Below are 12,459 nucleotides of genomic sequence, written 5' to 3' on the forward strand. Positions count from 1 at the left end.
GCCGCGCTCCAAGGGGGAGGTACGCGGCGTCTGAACTGGGGGGTTCACGATGTCTCACGCTGTCCTGGTGCCAGATGGCACCTCACGTCTTCCTGATCGGGAGACCGCTCCGGAGACGCAGGCCGTCGACGACCCGGGCTGGTGCAGCCTGTGCTGGGTCGTCCACCGGTCGGTCTCCGCGCCCGCCAGCCGCCCCTGAGGGGGCGGCACGCGATGGGCGCGACCTGCATCGCCCTGGTGCCCGCCTACAACGAGGAAGCGGGCATCGCACAGACCATCGAGTCGCTGCTGAACCAGACGCGGCGGCCCGACCTGGTCGTCGTCGTGGCGAACAACTGCACCGACCGCACGGTGGAGATCGCCCGCACCTACCCGGTGCAGGTGGTCGACATGTGGCGGAACCCGGACAAGAAGGCCGGGGCGATGAACTTCGCCTGGGAGCAGTACGCCGCCGGGCACGACTTCGTGTTCACGATGGACGCCGACACCGAGCTGGCGCCGGACGCGATCAAGCACCTGGTCGCCGACCTCGAGGCCGACACCGGCCTCGGGGCGGTGTGCGCGCGGTACTGGGCCAAGGAGGGCGAGGGCCTGGTGTGGCGGCTCCAGAGGCTGGAGTACGCCCGCTTCGACGACACCCGTGACCTGCGCGGCTGGAAGGTGCAGGTCGCCTCGGGTGCCGCGGTGATGTACCGCAACGAGGCACTGCTCCAGGTCTGCCGCGAGCTGGGACGCCCCACCCCGTGGGACGGCACCAGCCTGATCGAGGACTACGCGCTGACGCTCGACCTCAAGACCGTGGGGTGGCGGGTCGCGGCGTCGTCGACGGCCCACGTCCACACCGACACCCCGGCGACGTTCGGCGAGCTGTGGCAGCAGCGGCTCCGCTGGTGCCGGGGCGGGATCGACGAGGTCCGCAAGCGGGGCTGGACGCCGGCGACCCGGCGCGACATCGGCGCCTACGGGTTCTTCGGGTTCTCGACCTTGATGCGAGTGCTGTTCGTGGTCTTCCTCGTCCTGCTGCTCGTCAACGACGGTTCCTGGCGCTTCGCGCTGGTGGGGCTCATCCCGCTGGCCGTCATGTTCCTCGAGCGCGTCACCAGCTTCATGCGTCTGTCCGGCAAGTCGTGGCGCGACTGGTCGGTCGTCGTGGTGGTCCTCGTCGAGGACGCCTACGGCCTCTTCCTGGAGGCCTGCACGTTCAAAGCGATCTACAACAGCCTGCGCACCCGGCGCCAGGCGTGGTAACCGGAAGGATCTCGAGATGTCTGTAGCCGTGCCCACCTCTGTGGACGGCGGACTCGGCGGCGGGGGCGCGGTCGGCGCGGCCGGCGCCGGCGCCGCAGCCGCGAGCGGAGCGCCCGACTGGCTGGTGTGGCTGCTCATCGGCTTCACCGTCCTGATGCTGACCTGGTTGATCTGGCGCGTGGGCAAGCGCGGAGGCAAGCGCGCTCCGCTCACGCTGGCCGTCGTCCTGCTCGTCGGGGTGGGTGCCGTCGTGGTCACCCGGCCGGCGCCCGAGACCGCCGCGGCGGTCGACCGGCAGGCGGCGACCGTCGCGCAGGAGGCCGCTGCCCGCGGGAAGGTGGCTGCCGGGTCCGAGGGGATGGTGGGGCTGTCCTTCGACGACGGCCCCTCGCCCGAGGTCACCCCGGCCATCCTGCGGATCCTGCGCCAGCAGGGGGTCCGCGCGACGTTCTTCCTGCAGGGCACCGAGGTCAAGAAGCACCCGGACCTGGTCCGGGCCATCCAGCGTGACGGCCACGTGATCGGCAACCACTCCTACAACCACCCGGACTTCTCCACGCTGACCTACGACCAGGCGCGGCAGTCCATCGAGTGGACCAACAACCTCATCGAGCGTGTCACCGGCGAGCGGCCGACGCTGTTCCGCTACCCGTTCGGCAACTCCAACCCGGAGACCGACCGGGCGGTCCGCGACCTGGGGATGTGGGACGTCCTGTGGCACTGGAGCGAGCCGGGGACCGGCGACTTCGAGTGCCCGGGCTGGAAGGAGGTCGAGCGCTACGCGATCAACCAGCTGGCCGACCAGGCGATCATCCTGCTGCACGACGGCAACGACGTGATCGGGTGCGGTGAGAAGCAGCTGAAGTACCTCGACCGGCTGATCCGCACCGCGCGCCAGGCCGGTTACGACTTCGGCACGATCGCCACCGCTGACGGCCCGAGCCACATCAACCAGGACTCGTGGGTCCAGGTGGTGGCGCCGGAGTAGCACCGGCCCCGGCCGGCGCCCCGGCGTACGACGTCCGCGTCAGCGCAGGGGCGCCGGCTCGCGCAGCCGGGGGTCGCCGCCGTCCTCGAGGGCGTCGACCAGCCGCTGGCGCGAGGACTGCGGGTGCCGGACGGTGAGCAGGGCCCAGGTGAGCGCGGCGGAGGTCAGCGCGGCGCCGAGCAGGTGGAAGCCGACCAGCACGACGGGCAGGTCGGTGAAGTACTGCACGAACCCGATGGCCCCCTGGCCGAGCTCGACGCCGAGCAGCGCACGCGCCGCGCGCTGGGCCTGGCGCGGCGCGCCCGTGGCGCGCAGTGCGAGCACCAGGCCGATCGTGAGACCGAGCAGCAGGAACACCGCGTCGGCGTGGAGCTGGCTGACCTGGAGCGGGTCCAGGCCGGTGCGGACCGAGTCCTCGTCGCCCGCGTGCGGGCCGGAGCCGGTCACGATGGTGCCGATGTAGAGCACCGCCCAACCGGCCGCGAACATCGCCCACGCCAGCGGGACCAGGCCGCCGCGCGCGGGCGGGCCGACCGGCGCGCGGGCGACCTGCAGGAACCGCACCGACAGGGCGATGATCGCCAGCGAGCAGAGCAGGTGGAACGAGACGACCCACGGGTTGAGGTCGGTCAGGACGGTGATGCCGCCGATGACCGCCTGCGCCGGGATGCCGAACGCCAGCAGGGTGGCGAGCCGGAGCAGGTCGCTGCGCCGGGTGCGCCAGGCGACGAGGAACGTCGCCACGGCGATCGCGACCAGCACGAAGGTCAGCATCCGGTTGCCGAACTCGATCGCGGCGTGCACGGTCAGCTCGCCGTGCGGGGTGTAGGAGTCCTCGGTGCACCGCGGCCAGGTCGGGCAGCCCAGCCCCGAGCCGGTCAGCCGCACCGCGCCGCCGGTCACGACCAGCACGCAGTTGGCGACGAGCGTCGCCCAGCCCATCGGCCGCACCCACCGGGTGGCGTCCTCGACGGTGAACCGGGCCTTGGATCCCACGCTTCTCACTCCCACTTGAACGTCCGGGCGGTCAGCACCGTGCCGACCACCGCCCACCCGGCGAGGGTGAGAAGCGCCACGGGCGCGAGGACGCCGTCGACCAGCGCGTCGCGCATCGCGCCGCCGAGGGCGCCCGACGGCAGCCACTGCACGACGTCGCCGAAGGACCCGTACGCCGACGCCGGCAGCACCACGGCGCCGCCGGCCATGAGCAGCAGGTAGACCAGGTTCGCGGCGGCCAGGGTGGCCTCCGCGCGCAGCGAGCCGGCGAGGAAGAGGCCCAGCGCGGCGAACGCGGCGGTCCCGAGGAGCACCGCCAGCAGGGCTCCGAGCACCGCGCCGACCCCGCCGGCCGGGTCCCAGCCCATCGCCAGCGCGACGGCCGAGATCACCGCGACCTGGAGCGCCTCGACCGCGACCAGCGCACCGACCTTGCCCGCGAGCAGGCCGGACCGGGGGAGCGGGGAGGTGCCGAGGCGCTTGAGGACGCCGTAGCGCCGCTCGAAACCGGTCGCGATCGCCAGCGAGGTGAACGCCGTCGACATCACCGCCAGCGCCAGCACGCCCGGCGTGAACACGTCGATCGCGCGGCCGGTGAGCTCGAGGTCGACCCGGTCCGCGCCCTTGACGGCGCCGACCAGGACGATGACGGGGATGACGACGGCCAGCAGCAGCTGCTCGCCGTTGCGCAGCATGAGCCGCGCCTCCATCGAGGCCTGCGCGCGGACCTGGCTCAGCCAGGGCGCGCCACCGGGCCGCGGGGTCCAGTCGGTGGTGGGGGTCGGGCTCGTCGTGCTCATGGCTGCAGCTCCCGCCCGGTCAGCTCGAGGAAGACGTCCTCGAGGTTGCGCTGCCCCAGCGTCAGCGACTCCGGGAGCACGCCCTGCGCCTCGCACCAGCCGGAGACCTTCGCCAGCGTCGTGGCGTCGGCCGGGCCGGTCACCAGCAGGCTGACCTCGTCGAGGAGGGTCACCTCGATGGCCTCGCCGAGCGCGGCGCGCAGCGAGTCGGGCGCTCCCGGCGGGAACGGCCGGCTGACGACCAGCCTGATCGTCGCGACCGTGCCGCCGCGGGTCAGCTGCACCGGCGAGCCGGAGGCGATGAGGCGGCCGTGGTCGATGATGTGGATCCGGTCGGCGAGCCGCTCGGCCTCGTCCATGTAGTGGGTGGTCAGCACCACGGTCACGCCCGCGTCGCGCAGCTCGCCGAGCAGCTCCCAGGTGGTCCGCCGCGACTGCGGGTCCATGCCGGCGGTGGGCTCGTCGACGAAGACGATCTCCGGGCGCCCGACGAGCGCCATCGCGAGCCCCAGGCGCTGCTGCTGGCCGCCGGAGAGCCGGCGGTACGGCGTACGTCCGCACTCGCCGAGGCCGAGGCGCTCGGCCAGCAGGTCGACGTCCATCGGGTGGGCGTGCAGTCGGGCGACGTGGCGCAGCATCTCCATCGCGCGCACGCCGCTCCAGGCGCCGCTGCCCTGGAGCATGACGCCGATCCGGGGGAGGAGGTCCTTGCGCTGGGCGACCGGGTCGAGCCCGAGCACGCGCACGGTGCCGCGCTGGGGACGCCGGTAGCCCTCGCAGGTCTCGAGGGTCGTGGTCTTGCCGGCGCCGTTGGGGCCGAGGACGGCGGTGATGGTGCCGCGGTCGACGGTCAGGGAGAGTTCGTCCACGGCGACCTTGTCGCCGTACCGCATCACCAGGCCGTCGACGGCGACTGCTGGGGCGGCGTCGGACACCGCACCAGTCTAGGAAACCGCCCCCGCCCCGACCTCGCCGGGCGGGGCGCGACCGCGCAGCCCGCTGCCCGACGGCTTAGGGTTCGAGCCGTGAACGCGGTGCTCCTCTGGCTCGTGCTGGCCACGTCGGTGGTCGCCCTGGTGATGGTCGTCGTCCACCTGGTGCGCGACGAGACCGCCGGCGACCCGACGTTCCTGGCGCTCGCCGTGGTCGAGGTCCTTCTGCTGGTGCAGGCGGTCCTGGGCAGCGTGGCGCTCGCGGGCACCGACCGCGAGATCTCCGGGGTCACCTTCGTCAGCTACCTGTGGTCGATCGTGCTGGTGCTGCCTATCGGCGCCTTCTGGTCGCTGGCCGAGCGCACGCGCGCCGGCACCGCCGTGCTGCTGGTCGCGCTGCTCACCGTGGTCGCCCTCGAGGTCCGCCTGCAGTCGCTCTGGGCCGTCGGTGGGTGAGCTCTCCAGCGGCCCGGGCCGCGTGCTGGTGGCGGTGTACGCCGTGTTCGCGGTCGCCGCGACCGGCCGCTCGCTCGTGCAGCTCGGCACGGACGCCGACCGCGCCCCGCTGGCGTACTCCCTGTCGCTCCTCGCCGCGCTCGTCTACCTCGCCGCGACCACGTGCCTGCTCGTCGGCGGGCGCCGCGGCTGGTGGGCCGCGCTCGTGGCGGTCGTCGTCGAGGCGGTCGGCGTGCTGGTCGTCGGAACGCTGTCGTACGTCGCCACCGACCTGTTCCCGGACCGGACCGTGTGGTCGCACTTCGGGCAGGGCTACGGCTTCCTCCCGCTGGTGCTCCCGGTCGCCGGGCTGGTCTGGCTGCGACGTACGTCACCGGCCCGGAGCAGGTAAGGGGAGCCTTCCTTGAAGGCGCCTGCGCATTAACGTCACACTGGTGTAGTGGAATTCGAGGAAGCCCGTCCGGGCGGTGACCAGTCGACGCGCCAGCGCGTCGCCCGGTCGATCCTCGTCGACGGTCCCTCGACCGCCGCGGCCCTGGCGCAGCGCCTCGCGCTGACGCCGGCCGCGGTGCGCCGCCACCTCGACCAGCTGGTCGAGGAAGGTGCCGTCGAGGCCCGCGAGCCGAACAGCACCGCGGTCCGCGGTCGCGGTCGCCCGGCGAAGGTGTTCGCGCTGACCTCGGTCGGGCGCGACAGCTTCGACCAGCAGTACGACGACCTGGCCGTGCAGGCCCTGCGCTTCCTGCGGGAGACCGGCGGAGAGAAGGCCGTCCGGGAATTCGCGGGCCGTCGGGTGGCGTTCATCCAGGAGAGGTTCGGCGAGGTCGCCGAGCAGCACCCGGAGCTCAGCCCGGTGGAGTCCCTGGCCCGCGTCCTGACCGACGAGGGCTACGCCGCCGCGGTGCGCGAGGGGCCGGTGGGGGAGCAGCTGTGCCAGCAGCACTGCCCCGTCAGCCACGTGGCGCACGAGTTCCCCCAGCTGTGCGAGGCCGAGACCGAGGCCTTCGCCGCGGTCCTGGGCAGCCACGTCCAGCGCCTGGCCACCATCGCCCACGGCGACGGGGTGTGCACGACCTGCATCCCGGCCGGCGCCACCAGCACGAGCACCACCCCGAGCACGTCCATCGAGGAGAAAGGGCAGGTCACTTCATGACCTCCATCGAGGAGCTCAACCCCGAGCTCAAGGGCATCGGCCGCTACGAGTTCGGCTGGGCCGACCCGGACACCGCCGGTGCGACCGCCAAGCGCGGTCTCAACGAGGACGTCGTCCGCGACATCTCCGCGAAGAAGAACGAGCCGCAGTGGATGCTCGACCTGCGCCTGAAGGGCCTCAGGCTCTTCGACCGCAAGCCGATGCCGACCTGGGGCTCCGACCTCGGCGCGATCGACTTCGACAACATCAAGTACTTCGTGCGGTCCAGCGAGAAGCAGGCCGCGACCTGGGACGACCTCCCCGAGGACATCAAGAACACCTACGACAAGCTCGGCATCCCCGAGGCGGAGAAGCAGCGCCTGGTCTCCGGTGTCGCCGCGCAGTACGAGTCCGAGGTCGTCTACCACTCGATCCGTGAGGACCTCGAGGCCCAGGGCGTGCTGTTCCTGGACACCGACACGGCGCTCAAGGAGCAGCCGGAGCTGTTCAAGGAGTACTTCGGCACCGTCATCCCCGTCGGTGACAACAAGTTCTCCGCGCTCAACACCGCGGTGTGGTCCGGCGGCTCGTTCATCTACGTGCCCAAGGGCGTCCACGTGGACATCCCGCTCCAGGCCTACTTCCGGATCAACACCGAGAACATGGGCCAGTTCGAGCGGACGCTGATCATCGCCGACGAGGACTCCTACGTGCACTACGTCGAGGGCTGCACGGCGCCGATCTACAGCTCCGACTCGCTGCACTCGGCCGTCGTCGAGATCGTCGTGAAGAAGGGCGCCCGCGTCCGCTACACGACCATCCAGAACTGGTCGAACAACGTCTACAACCTGGTCACCAAGCGCGCGACCTGCGAGGCCGGCGCGACGATGGAGTGGGTCGACGGCAACATCGGCTCCAAGGTGACGATGAAGTACCCGGCCGTCTACCTCATGGGCGAGCACGCCAAGGGCGAGACGCTCTCGATCGCGTTCGCCGGCGAGGGCCAGCACCAGGACGCCGGCGCCAAGATGGTGCACGCCGCGCCGCACACCTCCAGCTCGATCCTGAGCAAGTCGGTGGCCCGCGGCGGCGGCCGGACGTCGTACCGCGGCCTGATCCAGGTCAACGAGGGCGCCTACGGCTCGAAGTCCAACGTGCTGTGCGACGCGCTGCTCGTCGACCAGATCTCGCGCTCGGACACCTACCCCTACGTCGACATCCGCGAGGACGACGTGTCCATGGGCCACGAGGCGAGCGTCTCGAAGGTCTCCGACGACCAGCTCTTCTACCTCATGTCGCGCGGCATGGAGGAGGACGAGGCGATGGCGATGATCGTCCGCGGCTTCGTCGAGCCGATCGCCAAGGAGCTGCCGATGGAGTACGCCCTGGAGCTCAACCGCCTCATCGAGCTGCAGATGGAGGGCGCGGTCGGCTGACCGCCGGCCCCGTCCCTCCTGCTGCCGACCGTAGAAAGACAGACGTAGTGACCGTGACTGACACCGACCTCGGCACTGACCCGAGCATCGCCCGCGACAGCGTCGCGAGCGCGCTCGAGCAGGACCGGGTGGAGTCCCACCTCAACCCGCCGCCGTCGTACGACCTGGCCGACCACCCGGTCCCCACCGGGCGCGAGGAGGTCTGGCGCTTCACCCCGCTCAAGCGGCTGCGCGGGATCCTCGACGGCGAGGCGTCCGACAAGCAGCTGCGCCGCGAGGCCTCGCTGCCCGAGGGCGTGACGCTGACCGAGATCACCGCCGAGCAGGCGCGCGAGCTCGGTGAGCTCGCGCCGAACGACCGCCCCTCGGCGCTGGCCGTCGCCAATGCCGGCGGCGCGGTGCTGCTCGACGTGCCGGCCGAGCTCGAGGCGACCGAGCCGGTCGTCGTGACGCTGACCGGCAAGAGCGCCGACGACCTCGTGTGGGGCCACGTCGTGGTCCGCCTCGGCCGCTTCTCGAAGGCGACCGTCGTGCTGCGCCACGCCGGCTCCGCCCGATACGCCGCCACGACGACCGTGGTGGTCGGCGACGGCGCCGAGCTCAACATGGTCTCGCTGCAGGACTGGGACGACGACGCGGTCCACCTCGGCCGCGACGCGATCCGGGTCGGCCGCGACGCGAGCGTCAAGCACACCTCGGTGAGCTTCGGCGGCGACGTGGTCCGGATGCACGCGAACGTCGAGTACGACGGTCCCGGCGGCGAGGCTGAGCTGCTCGGCCTGTACTTCGCCGACGCCGGCCAGCACCTCGAGCACCGGCTCTTCGCCGACCACAACCAGCCGCGCACCAAGTCCAACGTCGTCTACAAGGGCGCGCTCCAGGGCCAGGGCGCGCGGACGGTGTGGATCGGCAACGTGCTGATCCGCAAGGTCGCCGAGGGCATCGAGACCTACGAGGAGAACCGCAACCTCGTGCTCACCGACGGCTGCCAGGCCGACTCGGTGCCGAACCTCGAGATCGAGACCGGCGAGATCGAGGGCGCGGGCCACGCGTCCGCGACCGCCCGATTCGACGACGAGCAGCTGTTCTACCTGCGCTCGCGCGGCGTCTCCGACGCCGAGGCGCGCCGCCTGGTGCTGCACGGGTTCTTCAACGACCTGATCCGCAAGGTCGGCATCCCCTCCCTCGAGGAGCAGCTGACCGACACCGTCGAGGCCGAGCTGGCCAAGAACGTCCTCGACGGGCTCGCGCCCGTGGGTGGCGCGCAGTGAGCTTCGAGCGTGCCTGCGCCCTGGCCGACGTACCCACCGACGAGGCGCTCGGCGTCACCGTCGGGGCGTACGACGTCGCCGTCGCCCGCGACGGCGACGAGGTCTACGCGCTGCAGGACCTCTGCTCCCACGCCGCCGTGTCCCTGAGCGAGGGCGAGGTCGCGGACTGCGCCGTCGAGTGCTGGCTGCACGGCTCGCGCTTCGACCTCCGCACCGGCAAGCCCACCGGCCTCCCGGCCACCGAACCCGTCGCGACCTTCCCCGTGGAGGTCCGCGAGGGCCCCGACGGACCCAGCGTCTACGTCGACACCACCACTACCCTGAACGGAGTCACCCCCTCATGAGCGAGCTCGTCATCAAGGACCTGCAGGTGTCCGTGGACACCGAGGACGGTCCCAAGGAGATCCTCAAGGGCGTCACCCTGACCATCGGGTCGGGGGAGACCCACGCGATCATGGGCCCCAACGGGTCCGGCAAGTCCACCCTGGCCTACTCGATCGCCGGCCACCCGAAGTACACGATCACCGGCGGCACCGTCACCCTCGACGGCGAGGACGTCCTCGCGATGTCGGTCGACGAGCGCGCCCGCGCCGGCATGTTCCTCGCGATGCAGTACCCCGTCGAGGTCCCCGGCGTCTCGGTGTCGAACTTCCTGCGCACGGCGAAGACGGCCATCGACGGTGAGGCCCCCAAGCTGCGCACGTGGGTCAAGGACGTCAACGGCGCCCTCGAGCGCCTCAACCTCGACCCGACCTTCGGCACCCGCTCGGTCAACGAGGGCTTCTCCGGCGGTGAGAAGAAGCGCCACGAGATCGCCCAGCTCGAGCTGCTCGACCCGAAGGTCGCGATCCTCGACGAGACCGACTCCGGCCTCGACATCGACGCGCTCAAGGTCGTCTCCGACGGCGTGAACCGCTTCCGCGAGAAGGAGGGCAAGGGCGTCCTGCTGATCACGCACTACACGCGCATCCTGCGCTACATCAAGCCCGACCACGTCCACGTCTTCGTCGCCGGCCGGGTCGCCGCGTCCGGCGGCCCCGAGCTCGCCGAGGAGCTCGAGGCCGAGGGCTACGACAAGTACCTCAAGGCCGCGGCGGTCTGATGACGCTCCCCGGACTCCTCCCCGAGCTGGAGGTCATCCGCAAGGACTTCCCGATCCTCGAGCGCACGCTCGCGGGCGGGATGCCGCTGGTGTACCTCGACAGCGCGAACACCTCGCAGAAGCCGCAGTGCGTGATCGACGCGATGGTCGACCACCTCGAGCGGCACAACGCGAACGTCGCGCGCGCCATGCACCAGCTCGGGGCGGAGTCCTCCGAGGCGTTCGAGAACGCCCGCGACGTGGTCGCGCGGTTCATCGGCGCCCCGAGCCGCGACGAGGTGATCTTCACCAAGAACGCCTCCGAGGCGCTCAACCTCGTCGCGAACACGCTCGCCTGGGCGACCGGCGACCTGGCGATCGGGGAGGGCGACGAGGTCGTCATCACCGAGATGGAGCACCACTCCAACATCGTGCCGTGGCAGCTGCTCACCCAACGCAAGGGCGCCACGCTGCGGTGGTTCGGCCTGACCGAGTCCGGCGAGCTGGACCTCTCCGACATCGACTCGCTGATCACCGAGCGGACCAAGGTCGTCTCGCTGACCTGGGTCTCGAACATGCTCGGCACGATCAACCCGGTCGCCGAGATCGCCCGGCGCGCCCACGAGGTCGGCGCGATCGTCGTCGTCGACGCCTCGCAGGCCGCGCCGCAGCTGCCGGTCGACGTCACCGAGGTCGACGCCGACGTGCTGGTCTTCACCGGGCACAAGGTCGTCGGGCCGACCGGCATCGGCGTGCTGTGGGGCAAGCGCTCGCTGCTCGAGCAGCTGCCGCCGTTCCTCGGGGGCGGCGAGATGATCGAGACCGTCCGCATGGAGCGGTCGACGTACGCGGGCATCCCGCACAAGTTCGAGGCCGGCACCCCGCCGATCGTCGAGGCCGTCGGCCTCGGTGCCGCGCTGGAGTACCTCGCGGCCGTCGGGCTGGACAACATCCACCGCCACGAGCAGGCGATCACGGCGTACGCGCTCGACGGGCTCGCCACGATCCCCGGCCTGCGCGTGCTCGGCCCCCTCGACGTCACGCGGCGCGGGGGAGCGGTGGCGTTCGAGATGGACGGCGTGCACCCCCACGACATCGCCCAGGTGCTCGACTCGCGTGGCGTCGCCGTGCGCGCGGGCCACCACTGCGCGAAGCCGGCGCACGCGCGCTTCGGCGTGCAGAGCTCGACCCGGATGTCGTCGTACCTCTACACGACCCCCGCGGAGATCGACGCCCTCGTGGAGGGCCTCGAGCACACCCGCGCGTACTTCAAGGTGGGCTGAGGAATGAACGCCGAGCTGGACTCGCTCTACCAGGAGATCATCCTGGACCACTACAAGAACCCGCACCACGCGGGCCTGCGCGAGCCGTACGAGGCCGAGGTGCACCACGTGAACCCGACCTGCGGCGACGAGGTGACGCTGCGCGTCCACCTCGCCGAGGGCAAGGTCGCCGACGTGTCGTACGACGCCGTCGGCTGCTCGATCTCGCAGGCCTCCGCCTCGGTCCTCACCGACCTCGTCATCGGCAAGCCGGTCGACGAGGCGATGTCGGTCCACGAGGAGTTCCTGACCCTGATGCAGGGCAAGGGCACCGTGGAGCCCGACGAGGACGTGCTGGAGGACGGCATCGCCTTCGCCGGTGTCGCGAAGTTCCCCGCGCGCGTCAAGTGCGCACTGCTGTCCTGGATGGCCTGGAAGGACGCCACCGCCCGATCCCTGGAGGAGACCCGATGACCGAGCTCGACCACTCCGACCTGCCGGAGGTCCCCGAGGCCACCGGTGCCGCGCCCGCCGGCTCCTCGACCGTGTCGCCCGAGGAGGTCACCGAGGCGATGAAGGACGTCGTCGACCCCGAGCTGGGGATCAACGTCGTCGACCTGGGCCTGGTGTACGACGTGCACGTCGACGAGGGCTCGAACGTCGTCCTCGACATGACGCTCACCTCTGCGGCCTGCCCGCTGACCGACGTCATCCAGGACCAGACCAACGCCGCGCTCGAGGGCCTGGTCAACGACGTCGCAATCAACTGGGTCTGGATGCCGCCGTGGGGCCCCGACAAGATCACCCCCGACGGCCGCGAGCAGCTGCGCGCCCTCGGCTTCAACGTCTGAGCCGCA

Annotated in this window: 15 protein-coding genes; 12 read left to right on the forward strand and 3 right to left on the reverse strand. The window is 71.3% G+C overall.

Translation table 11 applies throughout. From position 1 onward, the window contains the following. The first annotated feature begins 213 nt into the window (after positions 1 to 213). Both G6553_RS00960 and G6553_RS00965 read left to right on the forward strand, forming a co-directional pair. Positions 214 to 1,248, forward strand: coding sequence for a glycosyltransferase family 2 protein (locus G6553_RS00960; protein WP_166188308.1), 1,035 nt, complete (start codon positions 214 to 216; stop codon positions 1,246 to 1,248). A gap of 16 nt (positions 1,249 to 1,264) precedes the next feature. Further along, on the forward strand, positions 1,265 to 2,236 hold the full coding sequence (locus G6553_RS00965) for a polysaccharide deacetylase family protein (protein WP_166188309.1): 972 nt from the start codon (positions 1,265 to 1,267) through the stop codon (positions 2,234 to 2,236). 39 nt (positions 2,237 to 2,275) lie between these two features. Here G6553_RS00965 and G6553_RS00970 read toward each other — a convergent pair whose 3' ends face one another. The 3 genes from G6553_RS00970 to G6553_RS00980 are packed head-to-tail and all read right to left on the reverse strand — an operon-like array spanning position 2,276 to position 4,925. Then, positions 2,276 to 3,232 (reverse strand): COX15/CtaA family protein, encoded by a 957-nt coding sequence (locus G6553_RS00970; RefSeq protein ID WP_347565431.1) that lies wholly within the window; start codon positions 3,230 to 3,232, stop codon positions 2,276 to 2,278. 5 nt (positions 3,233 to 3,237) lie between these two features. Then, positions 3,238 to 4,032, reverse strand: a complete 795-nt coding sequence (locus G6553_RS00975; RefSeq protein WP_166188311.1) for an ABC transporter permease — start codon at positions 4,030 to 4,032, stop codon at positions 3,238 to 3,240. Next, the gene (locus tag G6553_RS00980; RefSeq protein ID WP_166188456.1) at positions 4,029 to 4,925 is read right to left on the reverse strand and encodes an ABC transporter ATP-binding protein; all 897 of its coding nucleotides are present in this window, start codon (positions 4,923 to 4,925) and stop codon (positions 4,029 to 4,031) included. Before G6553_RS00980 ends, G6553_RS00975 begins: the two co-directional genes overlap by 4 nt. Positions 4,926 to 5,057: 132 nt before the next feature. On the opposite strand from G6553_RS00980, the gene G6553_RS00985 reads away from it, so the two are divergent. The 10 genes from G6553_RS00985 to G6553_RS01030 are packed head-to-tail and all read left to right on the forward strand — an operon-like array spanning position 5,058 to position 12,453. Continuing rightward, positions 5,058 to 5,420, forward strand: a complete 363-nt coding sequence (locus tag G6553_RS00985; RefSeq protein WP_207619175.1) for a hypothetical protein — start codon at positions 5,058 to 5,060, stop codon at positions 5,418 to 5,420. Then, complete coding sequence (locus G6553_RS00990; protein ID WP_166188313.1) at positions 5,413 to 5,811, forward strand: hypothetical protein; 399 nt, start codon at positions 5,413 to 5,415, stop codon at positions 5,809 to 5,811. Before G6553_RS00985 ends, G6553_RS00990 begins: the two co-directional genes overlap by 8 nt. A 48-nt stretch (positions 5,812 to 5,859) precedes the next feature. After that, positions 5,860 to 6,573 (forward strand): helix-turn-helix domain-containing protein, encoded by a 714-nt coding sequence (locus G6553_RS00995; protein WP_166188315.1) that lies wholly within the window; start codon positions 5,860 to 5,862, stop codon positions 6,571 to 6,573. Beyond that, positions 6,570 to 7,988 (forward strand): Fe-S cluster assembly protein SufB, encoded by a 1,419-nt coding sequence (sufB, locus tag G6553_RS01000; RefSeq protein WP_166188317.1) that lies wholly within the window; start codon positions 6,570 to 6,572, stop codon positions 7,986 to 7,988. The genes G6553_RS00995 and sufB overlap by 4 nt, the downstream gene beginning before the upstream one ends. A 53-nt stretch (positions 7,989 to 8,041) precedes the next feature. Beyond that, positions 8,042 to 9,259 (forward strand): Fe-S cluster assembly protein SufD, encoded by a 1,218-nt coding sequence (gene sufD / locus G6553_RS01005; RefSeq protein WP_166188318.1) that lies wholly within the window; start codon positions 8,042 to 8,044, stop codon positions 9,257 to 9,259. Beyond that, positions 9,256 to 9,603 carry a non-heme iron oxygenase ferredoxin subunit gene (locus G6553_RS01010; RefSeq protein ID WP_166188320.1) on the forward strand — a complete coding sequence of 116 codons (348 nt, stop codon included), beginning with the start codon at positions 9,256 to 9,258 and terminating at the stop codon, positions 9,601 to 9,603. The genes sufD and G6553_RS01010 overlap by 4 nt, the downstream gene beginning before the upstream one ends. Then, positions 9,600 to 10,361, forward strand: coding sequence for a Fe-S cluster assembly ATPase SufC (gene sufC / locus G6553_RS01015; RefSeq protein ID WP_166188322.1), 762 nt, complete (start codon positions 9,600 to 9,602; stop codon positions 10,359 to 10,361). Before G6553_RS01010 ends, sufC begins: the two co-directional genes overlap by 4 nt. Beyond that, on the forward strand, positions 10,361 to 11,623 hold the full coding sequence (locus tag G6553_RS01020; protein ID WP_166188324.1) for a cysteine desulfurase: 1,263 nt from the start codon (positions 10,361 to 10,363) through the stop codon (positions 11,621 to 11,623). The genes sufC and G6553_RS01020 overlap by 1 nt, the downstream gene beginning before the upstream one ends. A gap of 3 nt (positions 11,624 to 11,626) precedes the next feature. Further along, on the forward strand, positions 11,627 to 12,076 hold the full coding sequence (gene sufU, locus G6553_RS01025; RefSeq protein ID WP_166188326.1) for a Fe-S cluster assembly sulfur transfer protein SufU: 450 nt from the start codon (positions 11,627 to 11,629) through the stop codon (positions 12,074 to 12,076). Beyond that, positions 12,073 to 12,453: a metal-sulfur cluster assembly factor gene (locus tag G6553_RS01030; RefSeq protein ID WP_166188327.1), complete on the forward strand. Its 381-nt coding sequence runs from the start codon at positions 12,073 to 12,075 to the stop codon at positions 12,451 to 12,453. The genes sufU and G6553_RS01030 overlap by 4 nt, the downstream gene beginning before the upstream one ends. Positions 12,454 to 12,459: the final 6 nt, after the last annotated feature.

The organism is Nocardioides sp. IC4_145, assembly GCF_011250565.1.
Classification (GTDB): domain Bacteria; phylum Actinomycetota; class Actinomycetes; order Propionibacteriales; family Nocardioidaceae; genus Nocardioides.